The organism is uncultured Clostridium sp. (assembly GCF_900547735.1).
In the GTDB taxonomy this organism is placed as follows: Bacteria; Bacillota; Clostridia; order Lachnospirales; family Lachnospiraceae; genus Otoolea.
This window is the reverse complement of sequence record NZ_URHZ01000014.1, coordinates 52047-70118: the sequence shown is the minus strand read 5'-3', so window position 1 is coordinate 70118 and position 18072 is coordinate 52047. Positions and strand designations below refer to the sequence as shown.

The window sequence follows — 18072 nt, the reverse complement described above, 5'->3', positions numbered from 1 at the left end:
TCCTCCCGAATAAAACCGGATGATCGGGTATATTCATCCGGTTTCATATAAAACAAAATGCTTGTTTCGGGATTTCTTATGAATAGATAAAGCTAATGGCTATGGCTTTTATTATCAGCATGAGCATCTAAAAAACTCTGCATCTGTGCAATCTCATCTTCCTGAACCTCTATGATATTTTTTGCAAATTCAACGACGTCCTCTTCATTCGTATATTTCAAGATTGCTTCGGCCATATCTACCGCCATTTGATGGTGCATAATCATTCCCTCTGCAAAGGCGGTATCGAGATCACTGGTAAGCATATTGTGGTCCATATCATGACCTTTCATCAAGGCATGGTAATCTTTGAGATAGGATTGCTCGTCCTCATAATCAATCTCCTGCTTCTTCTCTATCTCTTTTGCCATTTCCTTCATCTGCTTTATTTCTTCCTGTTGGGCTTCGATAATATCCTCTGCCAGATCCTTGAACTCCTGTTTATCCTTGCCTTTCGCATATTTTAAATAACTTTTGGACATCTCAATCGCCGACTCATGATGCGGTATCATTCCATAAAGAAAATCCAGTGTTGCATTTCCCGTATCCTGAACCTTATCCATTTCTTCCTGCATTTTATTCATGATATCATTCTGTTCGGTTACATAATTATCTGCCGTATCTTTTTTGCTGCATGCGGTCAGTAAAACTGCCGACATTGTCATGGCGATAAGGAAAAATACTATTTTTTTCATGTGTTCCTCCATTAAAGTTATTATTTTCCTATTATGGTTCCCATATTTTATTTTTTTATGTCTATCATCTTATAGCGGATTGCTTTTTTTGCTTTTAAATCTGGTTAAATTATTAAACCCTAACTGTTTACCATAGCTTTCTATACCCTAAGTATAATGACCTCGTAATGCAATTAGAAATTTTCAAAAAATAGTTTAAAAAGAAATAAGGAGAGTGCATTAATTATGAGAAAGCAGACTAAATTAGTTGCAGTTCTTTCTGCAGCAGCTTTACTCGCTATTGGTGCTTTCATGACATCTTTCGCCGCTGGTTTTGAAAAAGATGATTCTGGAATCTGGCACTACTATAATAGCGATGACGAGATGGTAACTGAAGAATGGAAGAAAGACGGTGGAAAGTGGTTTTACCTCGATTATGACGGCGAAAAGACAACAGATGCTTGGGTTGATGACACGAGGCGAAGACGGCGCTATGATCATTAACAACTGGAAAACGACTTACTCTGATGATGATCAGGAGCTCCTGACGAAGACGGCGAAAGCTGGTATAACTTCGGAAGCAAGGATAAAAAGTTTCAGGCGATTCTAAAAAAGTCAATGGTAAAACCTACTGCTTTGACGAAGACGGAAAAATGGAATACGGCTGGTATGGCAAAGATACAAACGTTTACTATTTAGGCGGCGAGGATGAAGGCTGGAGACAGGGTGGGTGATTATGGCTAGGGGTTCCTGATGCTGAGGATGATGATGACCAGAATGCCAGAATGCTTCTTGGACATGAAAGTGATGATACTGATGTTTGTGATGATGAAGGGCGGTATTGTTTCGATTCTGACGGCAAGATGTATACTGGCTCAAAGCAGAAGACGAACAATGGCAAATACTACTACTTCAATGATCAAGGCCAGATGCTGTATGAGTGGATCGACGGTATTAAGTCCCCAATGGGTTCTAATGCTCAGTTAGATACTGACGATAAGAAGGCATCTGCAAGCGAAGTTCGTTATATGAACCAGGTTGAAGAAGGCTGGAGAGCAGATAGCTAATATCAGATCGATGGTGCAGATATTCTTGGTGCTGGAGATGATACAGACTGGTGCTACTTCAAAGATGGTAATGCTAAAAAAGCTGAGTATTCAGATATTACTGGCTTAATGGATGGTACTGATAAGGTTATCAGAGCAAAAATTAAAGTTACAGGAAAGTATTTCTGCTTCAATGAGATTGACCAGATGCAGACAGGTCCGCACTCAATTGTTGATTCTTCTACCAGAAAAATAAACTTATACTACTCTGATGAAAATTGCTATATGAAGACTGGTAAAATTTCTAATGTAGAAGAAGAAAATGATACCTTTACTTACTACTTTGGAACAAATAATGGTCAGGGCGTAACTGGTGAAAAATCTGGATGTTTTGACTGGAATGGTAAGAAGCTTGAAACTGATGATGATCACAAAATTTACAAGGTAGATGACGCTTATTATGTTGTAAACAACAAAGTCAAACTCCAGAAGTCTACAACAAAAGAGTATGAGCTTGAGAATAAAAGCAGTACAGAGTACAAGTTCCAAATTGGTAAGAAAAATCACTAGATCGAAAAGATTTCTGCTAAAGATGGTAAAGCAACCACCTCTGCTACTGAAAAAGATTTCGTATCTTTATAAGCAAACTTACCATATATCGAATTATATGATAGTGTACTTATTACAAATGATGCTAAGAATAATATCACATCTGTTGATACTGATACCTTTAACTCAGATATACTGCTATAGAGAGAAAAGCAGTAACAGCTTCTGAAAACGAAGAATAATTTGTAACTTAATTTTACCAGTATTCTTTGGTGAATTTTGAAATAGGCATCAAACTAATTGAATCTTAGTTCACTGCTTGTTTTTTATAAAGAATATTGACGTAAGACACTATTGTGCAAAACACTTTCCCAACATCTATACGCGAAGAATAAAAAGCAGCTAGTCCTATGCGCTTACTCTTTTCTGTATACTTCATTGCAAAAAAGGATTAGCATCTGATTTGATGGCTGATTTGCTTTGATTTTTTCCACTAACTCTTCCAACAAGCTAAAATTTATAAAACAGTAAGAGACTAGTCAAAAAACGACTAGCCTCTTACTGTTTTATTTCATAAATCCATTCAAACTAACTATTTACAGATTATTTAGCTGCGTTAACTGTAAGGGCGAAATTATCATCCAGAGTGATAACACTATCATACAGTTCGATCTCTGGAACTTTTGCATCTAAAGCATTAAGGGCAACTGTATTTCCATCTTCATCTTTTGCTGACTTAAGTGCATAATTGCTCTTAAATTCAAACTTCATTTCTTTACCATCAAGATTCTCTACTTCGTAAGATTTACTTGTGGATTTCTGAAGTTTACCCTTGTTGTTTACAAGATAGTAAGTATCTTTGTCAGTCTGGTAAATTTTATAATCATCATCGGCCTCAAGTCTCTTACCGTTCCAATACAGATATCCAGATTTCTCACCTGTGATACCCTGACCGTTTTTGCTGTTCTTTGTTTCAAAATAGTAAGTAAAGGAATCATTCTCTTCTTCTACGTTAGAAACTTTACCTGTCTTCATGTAGCCATTCTCATCAAAGAAGTATAATCCGGAAACCATCGAATTTTTGCTGCCCATTGGCTGTAAGCCAGTCTGCATCTGACCAATTTCATTGAAGCAGAAATATTTACCATTAACTTTAATCTTAGCTCTGATAACCTGATCATTGCCATCCATTAAGCCAGTTGTATCATCTTTCTTCTCAGCCTTTTTAGCTTTACCATCTTTGAAGTAATACCAGTCTGTATCATCTCCTGCACCGAGGATATCAGCGCCATCGATCTGATACCAGCCATCAGCTCTCCAGCCTTCTTCTACCTGGTTCATATAACGCACTTCACTAGGTGTTGCATTCTTCTGAGCTGTCTCATCATCAGTATCAAGCTGAGCATTAGAGCCCATAGTTGTCTTAACTCCATTAATCCATTCATACAGCATCTGGCCATGCTCATTAAAGAAGTAATATTTACCGTTTATTTTCTTCTGTTTTGCATCTTTGTACATCTTGCCATCGCTTCCGAAGTAGTACCAGCCTTCTTCGTCGCAAGGATCGTTGTCATTTTCGCTATCATGTTCTACTGCGTCAGCAGCATCTTTTTCATCGTCGTCATCGGCATCAGGTGCTTCTAACCATAACCAGCCAGAAGTTCTTGCTCCGTCATCTTCGCCGCCTAAGTAGTATACATTCTTGCCATCTGCATACCAGCCATACTGCATCTTACCATCTTCATCGAAGTAGTATGTCTTACCATTGATCTTTTTAGATCCGGAAGTGGTTTTCTTACCCTTGCTACCAAAGTAGTACCAGGATTCGCCATCTTCGTCTGGATCATCCATATCATCGTCTGTGTAAGTTTTCTTCCACTCGTTAACCAGCATAGCACCGCTCTCGTTAACATAATACTCATCGTCAACCCAAGCATCTGTAGCCATCTCGCCGTCATCATCAAGATAGAACCACTTTCCACCGTCTTTCTTCCATTCTCCAGTTACCATCTCGTCATCACTATCATAATAGTGCCAGATTCCAGCGTCATCTTTTTCCCAACCAGCGGCGAAAGATGTCATGGAAGCACCCATAGCGAGTAAAGCTGCTGCAGAAAGAACTGCAACTAATTTAGTCTGCTTTCTCATAATTAATGCACTCTCCTTTTTTTCTTTTTGAACTATTTCTCGAAATTTCCTAATTGCATTACGAGGTCATTATACTTCGGATAAGGAAAATTATCAATAGTTTTTTTACAAATTTTCCAACTTTTTGTTACAAAGTGAAATTTTTGCACTTCATGCTACCGATTCATTTTCTGGGAAGTTGACCCTGTCTCCGATACATTCACATTATAATATATCTATTCCGAAATTACCATAACTTTTATCTGTGCATTTCCTTACAGAATTGTTACAAAAAATCGTTTTTAACTCATTATTGTTTTTATATTAATACAATCATAAGAATTGAGGTTTACAATTAAGAATTTCATGCTATAATGTTCATATCTATATGTAAAATGACATTTTTGAACATCTTGCCAGAATGTCGTTTTTTAAATATATGTAATAACCCGCTTAATTTCTACAATTCATTATACCACACATTATCATACATTAAAACGGAGGTTCCACCATGGATCGATATGGATTAATATGCAGAAGCATTTATGAAGATTCTGATGTCACACAGAGAGAGTTATCCTCAATTCTGGGCGTTTCTCTCGGAAGTGTTAATAAACTGGTCAGCGACTGCATCAACGATGGTCTAATTCAGAACCGTTCTGAGCACGGTAAATACAGCTTAACTAAAAAAGGGATGGACTATCTGGAGCAGTACCGTGTGGACGGCGCCGTTATCACTGCGGCCGGATTCGGTTCGCGCTTCGTTCCTCTTTCCTTTGAAACACCCAAGGGACTTCTTGAGGTTTTTGGGGAAAGAATGATTGAACGCCAGATCCGCCAGCTCCATGAGGCGGGAATAACCGACATCACACTAGTAGTCGGTTATTTAAAGGAAAAGTTTGAGTATTTGATTGATAAATATAATGTAAAGCTTTTTTATAACCCTGAGTACACTTCCAAAGGCACCCTTGCTACGGTCTATCAGGCCAGGGAGTTTTTCCGGGGCAGGAATATGTATCTTCTTGTCTCCGACAACTGGATTCGTGACAACATGTTCCACACTTATGAGTGCGGCTCCTGGTATTCAGCCGTTTATATGGAAGGAAACACATCAGAGTGGTGCCTCGGCGCCAACAAAAAAGGGAAGGTTACCTCTGTTGTTGTTGGGGGACAGGACTCCTGGGTTATGTATGGGCCGGCTTTTATGTCCAAGAACTTTTCCGCTTCCTTCATACCGCTGTTGGAGGCCGACTATAACCGGCCCGGAACTGAACAGTGTTACTGGGAACAGGTTTTACTGAACCATATTGATAAGCTTGATTTTTACATGAACTGTCAGCCTGAGGATCAGGTATATGAATTTGAAAACCTGGAAGAGCTTCGTCTGTTTGATCCCAAATACAGAAACCATTCGGACAATGAAGCAATGCGTCTCGTTTCCCAGGTATTCCAGGTGAAGGAATCCGCAATCAGCAACATCCGCTGTCTCAAATCCGGAATGACCAACAAATCCTTCCTGTTTGAAGTTAATAATGAACATTATATCTGCCGCATTCCCGGTCCCGGCACAGAACTGCTTATCAACCGCAAAGAAGAACAGGCCTCCTATCATGCGGTTGAACCTCTTGATATTACTGAACATATTATTTATTTTGATGGTGAAAACGGATATAAGATTGCAAAGTTTTATGAGGGGTCCAGAAATGCTAATGCAAAAAACTGGGATGATATTGCCGCCTGTATGGCCGTTCTGCGCAAACTGCATCAATCCAACCTGAAAGTCGGGCATCGTTTTAACCTCAGAGAACGGATTGATTTTTATGAAGCACTCTGCCATCACCATGAACTGCTGCTTTTTGAAGATTATAACGAAGTCAGAGGCTGGATGAATACGCTGTTAGATCGTGTTGAGAAGTTTGACCGGCCATGCTGCCTCTCCCACATCGACTCAGTTGCCGATAATTTTCTCTTTCTTCCTGACGGTTCCGTCCGCCTGATCGACTGGGAGTATGCAGCCATGCACGATCCTCTGATTGATATTTCAATGTGCAGCATCTATTCCTACTACAATGAAGAAGAACTGGATCGTCTCCTGGAGCTCTACCTCGAGCGTGTCCCATCTCCTGAGGAACGGATCGTCACTTACGCATATGCGGCCCTCGGCGGCTTTCTCTGGTGTCTCTGGGCGGTCTTCAAAAGTCTGGAAGGCGAGGAATTCGGCGAATATACGATTGTCATGTACCATTATGCAAAGCTGTATTACAAGAGAATATCCAGGCTCTTCCCGGCCTAAAACGTTACTGTTCACACCGCATTACGCTGTGAACAATAACACGCTTCGCGATGCACAGAAATGGCAAAGAACGCCATTGATTGTAATGAAAAGTCCGCATCGCGCACTTTTCGTTGCATCGCGCCGCAGAACTCGGGATTTTCACGAAAAGCACGTGAAAACACCTCGCGGAATACATCCCGAGTGAACAGTAACCCTAAAACGCCATTTTTCCCCAATTGTAATAAATTATTTATAACTTCACTAGGTAAATATGGTATAATGTCCACAAAGTGAACATTATACCTCAGAGTGTCGATAAAGTCGCCACTCTGTAGAATTCATGGCATAACGCCCTAAATTCTAGTCACCGCAGGAAGAACTGCCGGTTTCTGCGTCCATCGCAGAAATTCGGGCGCTAAATTCCGTTTTACCAAAGTTACCAAAACCGGGTTAAATCATACAGGAACACCAGATTGGTTTTTCCGAATCCGGCAGAGGTATAATAAATGCAGCAGATACAGTATCTGCCGGGAGCCTTTCCCGCAGATTACCGTATGTTTTACACAGGAGGAGGAGTATTATGATACACAAGAAACGTATCCGGGCGCTGGGGCTTGCCTGTCTGATCGGGCTGATGAGTCTGGCTCCGGCATCAGAAAGTCTGGCCGCCGTTTCCTGGACTAAAAATAACGGTGTATATGTCGGCAGCGACGGCACTACCATTGCCGGAGTCGTAGCCAGAGGTATCGACGTTTCTCACTGGAAACAGGCCATTGACTGGACTGCCGTTGCAAATGACGACATCCAGTTTGTTATGCTCGGAACACGGTATGACAATGCAGTGGATCCTTTTTTTAAGACTAATGCAGATGCAGCAGCGGCAGCGGGCCTTAAAGTTGGAGCGTATATTTATTCTTATGCCACCACTACCGATATGGCGGTTCAAGAGGCTGATTTTGTTCTTGATCTGATCAAGGATTACCCTATTTCCTATCCTGTCGTATTTGATGTGGAAGCTTCGGTTATGAGTACGCTTACGCCGTCCCAGCTCAGTGACATTATCAATGCTTTCTGTAAAAAGGTAAAAGATGCCGGCTATTATCCGATGCTCTATGCCAATGACTACTGGCTTACCAATAAGATTGATATGAGCAAAGTCACATACGACGTATGGGTTGCCCGCTATGAAACAAAACATACATATAATAAGGCCTCCATGTGGCAGGCCACAAACCAGGGAACGATAGCCGGTATTTCCGGCGATGTGGACATTAACTTTGCGTACAAAGATTTTTCCACCGCAATCCCTGCCAAGCAGTGGCGACAGATTAACAACAACTGGTATTATTATTCCGACTATAAGAAACAGACGGGATGGATCAATGACGGCAACGGCTGGTACTACATGAAGGAAGATGGAACGCAGCATAAGGGCTGGCTCCATATTGACGACAAATATTTCTACCTGAACGACAATACGGGTAAGATGATAACCGGATGGCGCAAAGATTCCTCCACCTCCAAATGGTATTATTTTAAATCGGATGGAGCGATGGCCACAGGATGGATACAGGACAATAATAAATGGTTCTACCTGAATAATGACGGAACAATGGTAACCGAATGGCTGAAAGTAGGAAATGACACCTACTATTACCTCAAGAGTGACGGCTCCATGGCCAAGGGATGGTATCAGATTGACAATGCATGGTACTATTTTAATCCTACCGGTGAACTGCTCCGGGGATGGACCGATATTGAAGGGGCCCGTTATCTTCTTGCAAATGACGGTAAGATGTATACCGGCTGGCAGCAGATTGACAATAACTGGTATTATTTCGGAACCGACGGCAAACTGCGCACCGGATGGCAGAAAGTGGACAACGCCTGGTACTATCTGGACAGCAGCGGACGGATGTTGTCGGGCTGGCAGCAGATTGACGGTGAATACTACTATCTGCATGAAGGAAAGATGCTGAGCGGCTGGCTGAGCGACAGCAACGGCAGCAAATATTACATGAGCACCAACTCCGGACGAATGACAAGAGGATGGAGAAAAATAGACGGTTCCTGGTTCTATTTTAATCAGAACGGCCATATGCAGACGGGATGGATTAATCTCTCCGGCAAATATTATTATCTTGATCCGGAAACTGGTAAAATGACAGAGAATGTTTCCCGTGTGATTGATAACGTAAACTACACCTTTGATCAAAATGGTGTGTGTCAGAATGAAACAAACAATATGAGTGGACTCGCAGACAGTTCGTTTAACCTGGATGACCTGAAAAATTCTTCAGGCTCCCAGAATTCCAACCAGACGAACAATTCTCCCCAGTCTCCGGGAGGAACTGCCGGGAATAGCAGTTCTCCATCGGGCAGTTCAGGAAACAGCGGTTCACCATCCGGTTCCTCGGGCAGCTCATCCGGTGGACCGACGGGCAATGTGACGAATGCAGGTTCTTCTTCCGGCAATGGCAGCAATGTAGCTGCACCCGGCAGTTCTTCCTCACCGGGTGGTTCTTCTAGTACAGGAAGTTCCTCCGCACCGGGTGGTTCTTCCAGCTCAGGAAGTTCCTCTGCACCGGGCGGTTCTTCCAATTCAGGAAGTTCCTCTGCACCGGGCGGCTCTTCCAGCTCCGGAAGCTCTTCCGCGCCAGGGGGATCTTCTTCGGGAAGTAACAGCTCGACGCCTCCCGGCAGTTCAGGCTCCTCCGGTTCTTCAGGATCCGGCAGCAGCGGAGGACTCCGGCCCGGCCTGACCACTGGCCCAGGACGATAACGTTCGGCTTCAATCTGCAAAGCGGTCTAACAGTAACACAATACAACAGCAAAGCAGTACACAGTAACACAATACAACAGCAAGGCAGTACACAGTAAAGCAATGTACGGCAAAGTAACATAACAGGCGAAGCAATATACGGCAAAGCAACATAACAGCGAAGCAATATACGGTAACGCAGTACAACACTAATATAAACATATCAGATAACAACGAAAAGCACGCTTCGCGAACTTTTCATTGCCACTCAATAAAAAACAGGACTGTTTCAGTGATTCATCACCGGAAACAGTCCCTGTTTTTAGAATACTATACCTATAAACATTCCCCCTGATATCCAATATATCCTTATATGTCACATATACCAAATACCATATATCACACATCACACATCACATATCACATAACCGAATAACAGGCTAACTCGTTATCTCGTTTATCCACTCCAGCTTTTTATACAGCCTACACCTCAAATATCAAATCCCCATAACTCGGGAAAGGCCAGAGTTCTTTATCCACAATCATCTCCAGCTTATCCGCCGGTATTCTGAGTTCCTTCATTGCCACAGTCACGTTCTCCAGGCAGTAATAGGCCCTCTCTTTACTGTTAGAAATCGCCGTTGCCGCCTTCGCCTCATTTTCAAGGGCAGAAAGCGCCACCTTCATCTCAGACAGAAGAGCCGATGTTTCTAAAATCAGTTCCTTCTGAACGCTGACATCTGCTTCCGGGCAGGCATCCCTGACGGCGGAAAGTGATTTTGCAAGCTGCGTCGTATATTCTACCACGGCAGGAATAATCTGCTTTCCGGCCATGTCGATCATGGTTTTTGCCTCTATATTGATTGTCTTTGCATAGGATTCATACTCTATTTCAGCTCTTGATTCCAGTTCCGCCTTCGTATAAACACTGAAGTGTTCAAACAATTCGACCGCCTTATCGGTAATCAAAGCCGAAACGGAATCAATCCCCGCTCTCAGGTTCGGAAGTCCCCTGCTCTCCGCTTCTTTAACCCACTCCTCGGAGTAGCCGTTTCCGCTGAAAATAATCCTTCTGTGCTCCGCAAACAGGCCTTTAATCATATCATGGACTGCCATATCAAAATCTTCCGCTTTTTCCAGCTGGTCCGCAGCCTCCTTAAAGGCCTCCGCTACTATTGTATTTAAAACAACATTCGGGGAAGATACGGAATCTGAGGAACCTACCATACGGAACTCAAACTTATTGCCCGTAAAGGCAAACGGAGACGTCCTGTTGCGGTCCGTGGCATCCTTAGCAAAATCGGGAAGGGTTGCAACGCCTGTTTTCAGCACACCGCCCTGCTTGGAATGCGCCGCAGAACCGGTACTGCAGAGCTGGTCAATTACATCTTCCAGCTGCTCACCAAGGAAAATGGAAATGATCGCAGGCGGAGCTTCGGCTGCACCCAGACGCTGATCATTGCCCGGCACCGCCGTTGATTCTCTCAACAGATCGGCATGGACGTCCACTGCTTTCATGATGCAGGCCAGAACCAGAAGGAACTGGATATTCTCATGCGGTGTTTCGCCGGGATTCATCATGTTAATTCCGTCGTCGGTGGTCAGGGACCAGTTGTTATGTTTACCGGAACCGTTGATACCCGCAAACGGCTTTTCATGAAGGAGGCAGGTAAGACCATGATGGCCGGCAATCCTCTTTAAGGCCTCCATCATCATCTGGTTATGGTCGACCGCAACATTCACCTGTGTATAAACAGGAGCCAGTTCATGCTGGGCCGGAGCGGCCTCATTGTGCTGTGTCTTGGCACAGACGCCGAGACGCCACATTTCCTCATTCACTTCTTTCATAAAAGCGCCTACACGCGGACGGATGCTTCCAAAATAATGGTCATCCATCTCCTGCCCTTTCGGCGGCATAGCGCCAAACAGAGTCCTGTTTGCGTAAATTAGATCTTTTCTCTGTAAATATTTCTCTTTATCAATCAGAAAATACTCCTGCTCCGGTCCGACATACGGAATAACGCGTTTTGAAGTGGTATTTCCGAACAGACGGATAATCCGCAGGGACTGTTCGTTGATCGCCTGCATGGAACGCAGAAGCGGCGTCTTCTTGTCAAGAGCCTCGCCCCTGTAAGAACAGAAAGCCGTTGGTATGTAGAGGGTCACGCCCCAGGTGTCCTCCCGCAAAAAGGCAGGGGAAGTACAATCCCAGGTTGTATATCCTCTGGCCTCAAAGGTGGAACGGAGTCCCCCCGATGGGAAAGAAGACGCATCCGGTTCTCCCTTAATCAGCTCCTTACCGGAAAATTCCATAATCACGCGGCCTGCCGCATCCGGAACCGAGATAAAGGCATCGTGTTTCTCGGCCGTCACTCCTGTCAGCGGCTGGAACCAGTGGGAATAATGGGTCGCTCCTCTCTCGATCGCCCAGTCCTTCATTGCATGGGCCACTACATCCGCAATGGACGGATCCAGTTCCGTTCCGTCCTCTATGGTCTGCTTCAGTTTTTTATAAACGCTTTTCGGAAGGCGCTCTTTCATTGCAGTATCATTGAAAACGTTTTTTCCGAAAATTTCAGACACATTAATTAAGTCACTCATTGTTTTCTCCCTTACTATGACGAAAAAGTATAATCCGCGGAACTTCCCTCGGGGCGCGGCCTCCGGGAATCTTATCCTGCGGATTTCTCATCAATATCTAAAAACAGAGCCGGCCTGTAAGTAATATTCTTTCGAAATGCCGAAACTTTATTACCTGCAGGCCGGCTCTAAACAATGACAAACAAGTCTCAAAACTCACTTGCCACCGTCATCGGTTAAACTCCGTTTTAAATTACAATCAGGCTTTGCCGACAGAACCGAACAGTTCCATCTTAGTCTTAACTGTTTCCTTGATTGCTGCTGTACCAGGAGCAAGAAGTTTACGCGGGTCAAAGCCCTTGCCTTCCAGATCCTTGCCTGCTTCGATGTATTTACGTGTTGCATCTGCAAAAGCAAGCTGGCACTCTGTGTTAACATTAATCTTGGCTACGCCAAGGGAAATTGCTCTCTTGATCATATCTTCCGGGATACCGGTACCGCCATGGAGAACTAACGGCATTTCACCCGTTTTATTCTTTACGGCTTCCAGTGTCTCAAAGCTGAGTCCCGGCCAGTTTGCCGGATATTTGCCGTGGATATTGCCGATTCCCGCTGCCAGCATATCTACGCCGAGATCTGCAATTGCTTTACATTCATCGGGATCTGCGCACTCGCCCATTCCTACAACGCCGTCTTCTTCACCGCCGATGGAACCAACCTCTGCCTCAAGTGATAAACCTTTCTCAGCACAGATACGAACGAGTTCTTTCGTCTTCTCAACGTTCTCGTCGATTGGATAATGAGAGCCGTCAAACATGATGGAGGAGAAACCTGCCTCAATACATTTCATGCAGCCGTCATAAGTACCATGGTCTAAGTGGATTGCTACCGGAACTGTAATCTTAAGTTCATCGATCATTGCCTTTACCATATCAGCAACAGTCTTGAATCCGGCCATATATTTGCCGGCTCCCTCAGATACGCCCAGGATAACCGGTGAATTCTGTTCCTGTGCGGTCTGTAATACTGCCTTTGTCCATTCCAGGTTGTTGATATTAAACTGCCCAACTGCGTACTGGCCTTCTTTTGCCTTCTGAAGCATGTCCTTTGCGTTTACTAACATATTACGAACCTCCTTGTCGCTTTTCTCACTTACATTCTTTTATTATATACCATATTTATGGTTTTGGGAAGACTGTTAAAAAATTAGCACATTTTTTTCGTAACGATACAACCGAACGTTAATCTGTCACATTTCTTCCATCCGTCTATTTCAGAATGTCAGCCACCGTGCTCTTCATGGTCTCAGATGTGCACTGTATATTATGGCGGATTTCGGCATTTCTAATCTCCTCAATGGCAGCCGGAACCACAACTCCGGAGGCTTTCTCCATCTCGTCAATCAGCTCAAACTCATCCTTACCCTCTTCGCTTCCGAAGATTGCTTCCATAACGCTTCTGGAAAACTTATATGGACTGGCTGTGGAGGCGATTACGGTTTTGGCCGTATCATTTGTTTCTTTTACATACTTTCTATATACGCAGGAAGCGACGCCCGTATGCGTGTCAATCATATAACCGGTCTCATCATAAAGACGTTTAATCTCGGCGGCATTCTCTTCCTGTGTTGCAAATCCTCCGAAGAAATCGCTCATTCTCTCTCTCATATCAGGAGTAACCGTGTATTTTCCGTCTCTTACGAGTTCTTCCATCAGTCCCTTTGTCTTTGCGGCATCACAGCCGGTGGAAAGATAAATCAGTCTCTCCAGGTTGCTGGAAATAAGGATATCCATGGACGGTGATGAGGTCAGAATAAAATCCCTCTTTCTGTCATAGATACCGGTCTGGAAGAAATCATATAAAACTTTATTGTCATTGGACGCGCAGATCAGTCTGCCAACCGGAAGGCCCATCTGTTTCGCAAAGTAAGCGGCCAGAATGTTTCCGAAATTACCGGTCGGTACGGTAATATTGATCTTCTCGCCTTCGGAAATCTCGCCGTTGTCAAGCAGTTTTACATAGGCATAAACATAGTAAACAATCTGCGGTACAAGACGTCCGATATTGATCGAGTTTGCGGAGGAGAGCTGGTATCCCTTAGCTGCCAGTTCCTTTCCAAACTCTTTATCATTAAATATCTTTTTAACGCCGTTCTGGGCGTCATCGAAGTTTCCGTCGATTCCCACAACGCTTGTATTATCGCCTTTCTGTGTAAGCATCTGCAGTTCCTGCACGCGGCTTACGCCATCCTTCGGATAAAATACGATAATCTTCGTCCCTTCCACGTCCGCAAAACCGGCCATGGCCGCCTTACCGGTATCTCCGGAGGTTGCGGTCAGGATTACAATTGTGTTGTCAATTTTATTCTTTCTGGCTGATACCGTCATCAGGCGGGGAAGAATCGAGAGCGCCATATCCTTGAACGCAATTGTGTTCCCGTGGAACAATTCAAGGTAATATGCTCCGTCTGCCTTTACGAGAGGGGCAATCTCTTCTGTGTCAAATTTGCTGTCATAGGCTCGGTTAATACAGTCCTTCAGTTCCTCTTCCGTAAAATCCGAAAGAAATAATTTCATCACCTCATAAGCGACTTCCTGGTAGGTCATCTTTGCCAGTTCTGCAAATGAACGGTCAAATGCAGGAACCTCATCCGGCATAAAAAGACCGCCGTCCTCTGCAAGTCCCTTCAGGATCGCCTGTGATGCCGTAACATTTTTTTCACCGCCGCGGGTACTGCTATAGTAGATTGCCATGATTTTCATCCTCTCTTTATTTAATGATTCAGCCTCTTTATTGTCCTGTCTTTATGTCCTCCGGAATCGGGAAAAAGCCTTGTATCTCCCTATATTCCGAGGGTATCCTGGTTAAGAATTTTACCATACTTTGGTTGTTAGTGCAAGAAGAATCGTGGGGTGGGAAACAGGGGAAAATGAGGACTGTTACTGTTCACACCCCAGCTAAAAGCAGCTGTGCTGCGAACAATAACACGCTTCACGATGCACAGAAACGGCAAAAAAACGCCGTTTCGCGCCGCAACCCTCGGATTTTCTGTGACCTTCGCTACGCTCCACTCACAAAAAACACCTGGCGGACTACTTCCCGTGAACGGTAACTGACGACGCCCTAAATCATGGAATCATTCCGTAATTGCAATACAACGCCTGTATGCAGTATAATAGGAATACTTCTTATAGAAGTTTACTGCAGGAAAGGCAATGGTGTATCTATTATGCAATATGAACATATCGTAACCGGAACATTTTTAAAGAGGCCCAACAGGTTTATCGCCCATGTGATGATTAATGGCAGGGAAGAGGTCTGCCATGTTAAGAATACGGGAAGGCTCCGGGAATTTTTAGTACCCGGGGCGGAGCTTCTTGTGGAGTTTCATCCGGTTGCTGCGGCTCTGGGGAGGAAAACCGCTTACTCTGTCATCGGCGTTTATAAGGAGAATGCGGGGTACAACCACGAACGCCTGCTTATCAATATGGATTCACAGGCGCCGAACCAGGCGGCCGCGGAATGGCTGAATAAAGGAGGGCTCTCCTCAGATATAACGGAAGTAAAAAGAGAGGTTACGTATCATGAATCCCGGTTTGATCTGGCATTCAAAGAAGAGGGATGTCCGTCGTTTATGGAAGTAAAGGGAGTTACGCTGGAACACGACGGCGCCGCCATGTTTCCCGACGCACCGACCGAGCGCGGAGTTAAACATATTATGGAACTCAGGGATGCCGCCATGGAGGGGTATCATGCCTATGTCCTATTCGTCATTCAGATGAAGGGAATTCTTTCTTTTTCACCCAACAGGACCACTCATCCGGAATTCGCGGATGCGCTTAAACTGGCATCAGAATCCGGTGTCCATATTCTTGCCCGCGACTGTATTATAACAAAACAGGAAATGAAAATTGATATGCCGGTGGATGTGATTCTCTAATCCGGCGCAGAAGAATCCCGCTTATGGGATTCTTTCTTTTTTCCATTCAAGTCATTATACCGCGCAAAGAAAGATCGTGCATTTTCCCGTACTATCCCCGTTAGGCGGGCGTCGTCAAACGACTCTGCCGGCTGTTTCTTTGCCTTGTTAAACATCAGGTTAATTTCCATATAAAGTTTACCTGAAAACAGCAATTATTTTTTCTGTGCCAGGCACTTCAGCCCGACTGTTAACATATCTAATAATAAAGCTATCATTCTGTGATGTGAGACCATGTTATATCCCTTAAGTAAAATGTCCATTGGGCAAACCGCTGTAATTTGCTGGCTGTCAGATAATAAATCCATTACCGGAAGACTTCTCGATCTCGGTTTTGAGCCTGGTACCTCAGTTACCTGTATCTTACGAAAGTGCGACGGCGAGCTATCTGCATTTCTTATCAAAGGTGCTGTTATTGCCCTTCGGCGCGAAGACGCCGATCTGATTTTTATCAAAGAAAACGAAACAGAAACGGAGGAACCCCATCTATGAATCATAACAGCCCTTTTACAATAGCCCTGGCCGGAACCCCCAATGTGGGAAAAAGTACTATTTTCAACGCCCTGACAAAAATGCATCAGCACACAGGAAACTGGTCCGGAAAGACAGTTGCCTGCTGCAGCGGACAGTTCCACTATAAAGATATGTCCAGCCTGGTTGTCGACCTGCCCGGAACCTACTCCCTGCGAACCCATTCAGAGGAAGAAGAAATCGCCAGAGAATATATCGTCTCCGGCGGTCCCGATCTGCTGCTGGTTGTCTGCGACGCAACCTGTACCGAGCGCGGCCTGCGTCTTTTAAAGCAAATCCGTGACCTGGAAGATTCCCTGCTGACCCGTGTCATCCTGTGTGTAAACCTCTGTGATGAGGCCGCTAAAAAGGGTATCGAGCTGAATTTTGAACTGCTGTCGGAAAAACTGAACATACCCGTGATTCCCTGCACCGCCAGAGACCGCCATGGGTTAGACCGATTGAAAGAAGAAATATACGGAATCTGTAAAGATAACGGAAGGCTGAAACCTGAGAGCCAGGCTCAACCGGAGAGCGGCGAAATGGACTACCATAGCTCTTCCGCCTTTCAGATGTGCCGCTGCTGCCAACAGAGCTGCGGTGATGAACCGGAAAGTCTGTCCGCATTCTCCTTCCCCTGCGATTCCTGTCCCTGCTGCGGCCTATGTTCATCCGGCGTGTACTCCTACTCCGGTGAGACCGGCGGGAATGGCAAAAGCGCTGATTCGGAAGATGATAACACCGACGGGAACAACGATTCGCACGATAATAACACCGACGGGAACAATGATTCGCACGATGATAATACCGACGGAAACAATGATTCGCACGATGACAACACCGACGGAAACAACGATTCGCACGATGACAACACCGACGGGAACAACGATTCAGGAAATGTTAACCTCAGTGAAAACACCAATTCAGGAAATGACAAAACATGTGAGAACACCAATTCAGAAAATGACAGCATCAGTGGAAGCAGCTGCCCCGACTATCATAGTACCGGCGGGAACGGAACCTCCAAGCGCTCCCTGCGGGAGCTGATTCCCGACTTCTCCCCCGCCTCCCTGGCCGCTCAGGCCGTAACCTATAAAAATCCGGCATACCTGAAGCGCCAGGAACGGATCGACCGCCTGATTACCGGCCGATTTACCGGTTCTCTCATTATGATCGCCCTGCTGCTCGCCATATTCTGGCTCACAATCACCGGCGCCAATTACCCGTCTTCCTTCCTGTGGGATCAGTTCTTCCGCCTGGAAACCTGGCTGGCCGCAGCGCTTACAAGCGCAGGCGCCCCGGAATGGATTATCAGTTCCATGATTTACGGTGTTTTCAGGGTTGTTGCATGGGTTGTATCCGTCATGCTCCCCCCGATGGCTATTTTCTTCCCGCTCTTTACCCTGCTCGAAGACTTGGGCTATCTGCCCAGGGCCGCATTCAACATGGATTGTGCCTTTAAAAAATGTAAAGCCTGCGGTAAGCAATGCCTTACCATGTGCTTAGTCAATGCCCTCCAATGAATCCAGCGC

Annotated in this window: 13 protein-coding genes and 1 pseudogene; 9 read left to right on the top strand and 5 right to left on the bottom strand. The window is 44.7% G+C overall.

Going from position 1 to position 18072, the window contains the following annotated elements:
• Positions 1–92: 92 nt before the first annotated feature.
• Positions 93–734, bottom strand: a complete 642-nt coding sequence (locus QZT18_RS06655; RefSeq protein ID WP_294145790.1) for a DUF305 domain-containing protein — start codon at positions 732–734, stop codon at positions 93–95.
• Between the two features lie 225 nt (positions 735–959).
• On the opposite strand from QZT18_RS06655, the gene QZT18_RS06650 reads away from it, so the two are divergent.
• The 4 genes and pseudogenes from QZT18_RS06650 to QZT18_RS06635 all read left to right on the top strand — a co-directional run bounded on the left by QZT18_RS06650 (position 960) and on the right by QZT18_RS06635 (position 2329).
• Entirely contained in the window at positions 960–1217 is a 258-nt protein-coding gene (locus QZT18_RS06650; RefSeq protein WP_294145787.1) for a hypothetical protein, read from the top strand.
• Between the two features lie 143 nt (positions 1218–1360).
• Positions 1361–1447 (top strand): annotated as a pseudogene (locus QZT18_RS06645) (hypothetical protein); the annotation flags it as partial.
• Between the two features lie 51 nt (positions 1448–1498).
• The gene (locus tag QZT18_RS06640) at positions 1499–1780 is read left to right on the top strand and encodes a hypothetical protein (RefSeq protein WP_294145785.1); all 282 of its coding nucleotides are present in this window, start codon (positions 1499–1501) and stop codon (positions 1778–1780) included.
• 108 nt (positions 1781–1888) lie between these two features.
• A complete protein-coding gene (locus tag QZT18_RS06635) occupies positions 1889–2329 on the top strand; it encodes a hypothetical protein (RefSeq protein WP_294145783.1) in 441 nt (146 codons plus the stop codon).
• Between the two features lie 582 nt (positions 2330–2911).
• On the opposite strand, the gene QZT18_RS06630 is transcribed toward QZT18_RS06635, so the two are convergent.
• Positions 2912–4456, bottom strand: coding sequence for a glucan-binding protein (locus QZT18_RS06630; protein WP_294145781.1), 1545 nt, complete (start codon positions 4454–4456; stop codon positions 2912–2914).
• 490 nt (positions 4457–4946) lie between these two features.
• On the opposite strand from QZT18_RS06630, the gene QZT18_RS06625 reads away from it, so the two are divergent.
• Complete coding sequence (locus tag QZT18_RS06625; protein WP_294145780.1) at positions 4947–6728, top strand: phosphotransferase; 1782 nt, start codon at positions 4947–4949, stop codon at positions 6726–6728.
• A 562-nt stretch (positions 6729–7290) separates the two neighbouring features.
• Positions 7291–9492, top strand: a complete 2202-nt coding sequence (locus QZT18_RS06620) for a GH25 family lysozyme (protein ID WP_294145776.1) — start codon at positions 7291–7293, stop codon at positions 9490–9492.
• A 462-nt stretch (positions 9493–9954) separates the two neighbouring features.
• Here QZT18_RS06620 and QZT18_RS06615 read toward each other — a convergent pair whose 3' ends face one another.
• The 3 genes from QZT18_RS06615 to thrC form a co-directional block, all read right to left on the bottom strand.
• Entirely contained in the window at positions 9955–12072 is a 2118-nt protein-coding gene (locus QZT18_RS06615; RefSeq protein WP_294145774.1) for a glutamine synthetase III, read from the bottom strand.
• A 238-nt stretch (positions 12073–12310) separates the two neighbouring features.
• Positions 12311–13174, bottom strand: a complete 864-nt coding sequence (gene fba, locus QZT18_RS06610) for a class II fructose-1,6-bisphosphate aldolase (RefSeq protein WP_294145772.1) — start codon at positions 13172–13174, stop codon at positions 12311–12313.
• Positions 13175–13319: 145 nt separating this feature from the next.
• Entirely contained in the window at positions 13320–14804 is a 1485-nt protein-coding gene (thrC, locus tag QZT18_RS06605; protein ID WP_294145770.1) for a threonine synthase, read from the bottom strand.
• 476 nt (positions 14805–15280) lie between these two features.
• Between thrC and sfsA the strand changes: the two genes are divergently transcribed.
• From sfsA to QZT18_RS06590, 3 genes are all read left to right on the top strand, one after another.
• On the top strand, positions 15281–15991 hold the full coding sequence (gene sfsA, locus QZT18_RS06600; RefSeq protein ID WP_294145768.1) for a DNA/RNA nuclease SfsA: 711 nt from the start codon (positions 15281–15283) through the stop codon (positions 15989–15991).
• A gap of 273 nt (positions 15992–16264) precedes the next feature.
• A complete protein-coding gene (locus tag QZT18_RS06595; protein WP_366925808.1) occupies positions 16265–16522 on the top strand; it encodes a FeoA family protein in 258 nt (85 codons plus the stop codon).
• Entirely contained in the window at positions 16519–18063 is a 1545-nt protein-coding gene (locus QZT18_RS06590; protein WP_294145766.1) for a FeoB small GTPase domain-containing protein, read from the top strand. The genes QZT18_RS06595 and QZT18_RS06590 overlap by 4 nt, the downstream gene beginning before the upstream one ends.
• Positions 18064–18072 lie beyond the last annotated feature (9 nt).

What these genes read in the sequence shown, in the direction of transcription:
- QZT18_RS06590 (WP_294145766.1), top strand. Translation starts at nt 16,519, where the DNA reads ATGAATCATAACAGCCCTTTTACAATAGCCCTGGCCGGAACCCCCAAT.
- QZT18_RS06650 (WP_294145787.1), top strand. Translation starts at nt 960, where the DNA reads ATGAGAAAGCAGACTAAATTAGTTGCAGTTCTTTCTGCAGCAGCTTTA.
- thrC (WP_294145770.1), bottom strand. Translation starts at nt 14,804, where the DNA reads ATGGCAATCTACTATAGCAGTACCCGCGGCGGTGAAAAAAATGTTACG.
- QZT18_RS06635 (WP_294145783.1), top strand. Translation starts at nt 1,889, where the DNA reads ATGGATGGTACTGATAAGGTTATCAGAGCAAAAATTAAAGTTACAGGA.
- QZT18_RS06630 (WP_294145781.1), bottom strand. Translation starts at nt 4,456, where the DNA reads ATGAGAAAGCAGACTAAATTAGTTGCAGTTCTTTCTGCAGCAGCTTTA.
- QZT18_RS06625 (WP_294145780.1), top strand. Translation starts at nt 4,947, where the DNA reads ATGGATCGATATGGATTAATATGCAGAAGCATTTATGAAGATTCTGAT.
- QZT18_RS06620 (WP_294145776.1), top strand. Translation starts at nt 7,291, where the DNA reads ATGATACACAAGAAACGTATCCGGGCGCTGGGGCTTGCCTGTCTGATC.
- sfsA (WP_294145768.1), top strand. Translation starts at nt 15,281, where the DNA reads ATGCAATATGAACATATCGTAACCGGAACATTTTTAAAGAGGCCCAAC.
- QZT18_RS06655 (WP_294145790.1), bottom strand. Translation starts at nt 734, where the DNA reads ATGAAAAAAATAGTATTTTTCCTTATCGCCATGACAATGTCGGCAGTT.
- QZT18_RS06640 (WP_294145785.1), top strand. Translation starts at nt 1,499, where the DNA reads ATGCTTCTTGGACATGAAAGTGATGATACTGATGTTTGTGATGATGAA.
- fba (WP_294145772.1), bottom strand. Translation starts at nt 13,174, where the DNA reads ATGTTAGTAAACGCAAAGGACATGCTTCAGAAGGCAAAAGAAGGCCAG.
- QZT18_RS06595 (WP_366925808.1), top strand. Translation starts at nt 16,265, where the DNA reads ATGTTATATCCCTTAAGTAAAATGTCCATTGGGCAAACCGCTGTAATT.
- QZT18_RS06615 (WP_294145774.1), bottom strand. Translation starts at nt 12,072, where the DNA reads ATGAGTGACTTAATTAATGTGTCTGAAATTTTCGGAAAAAACGTTTTC.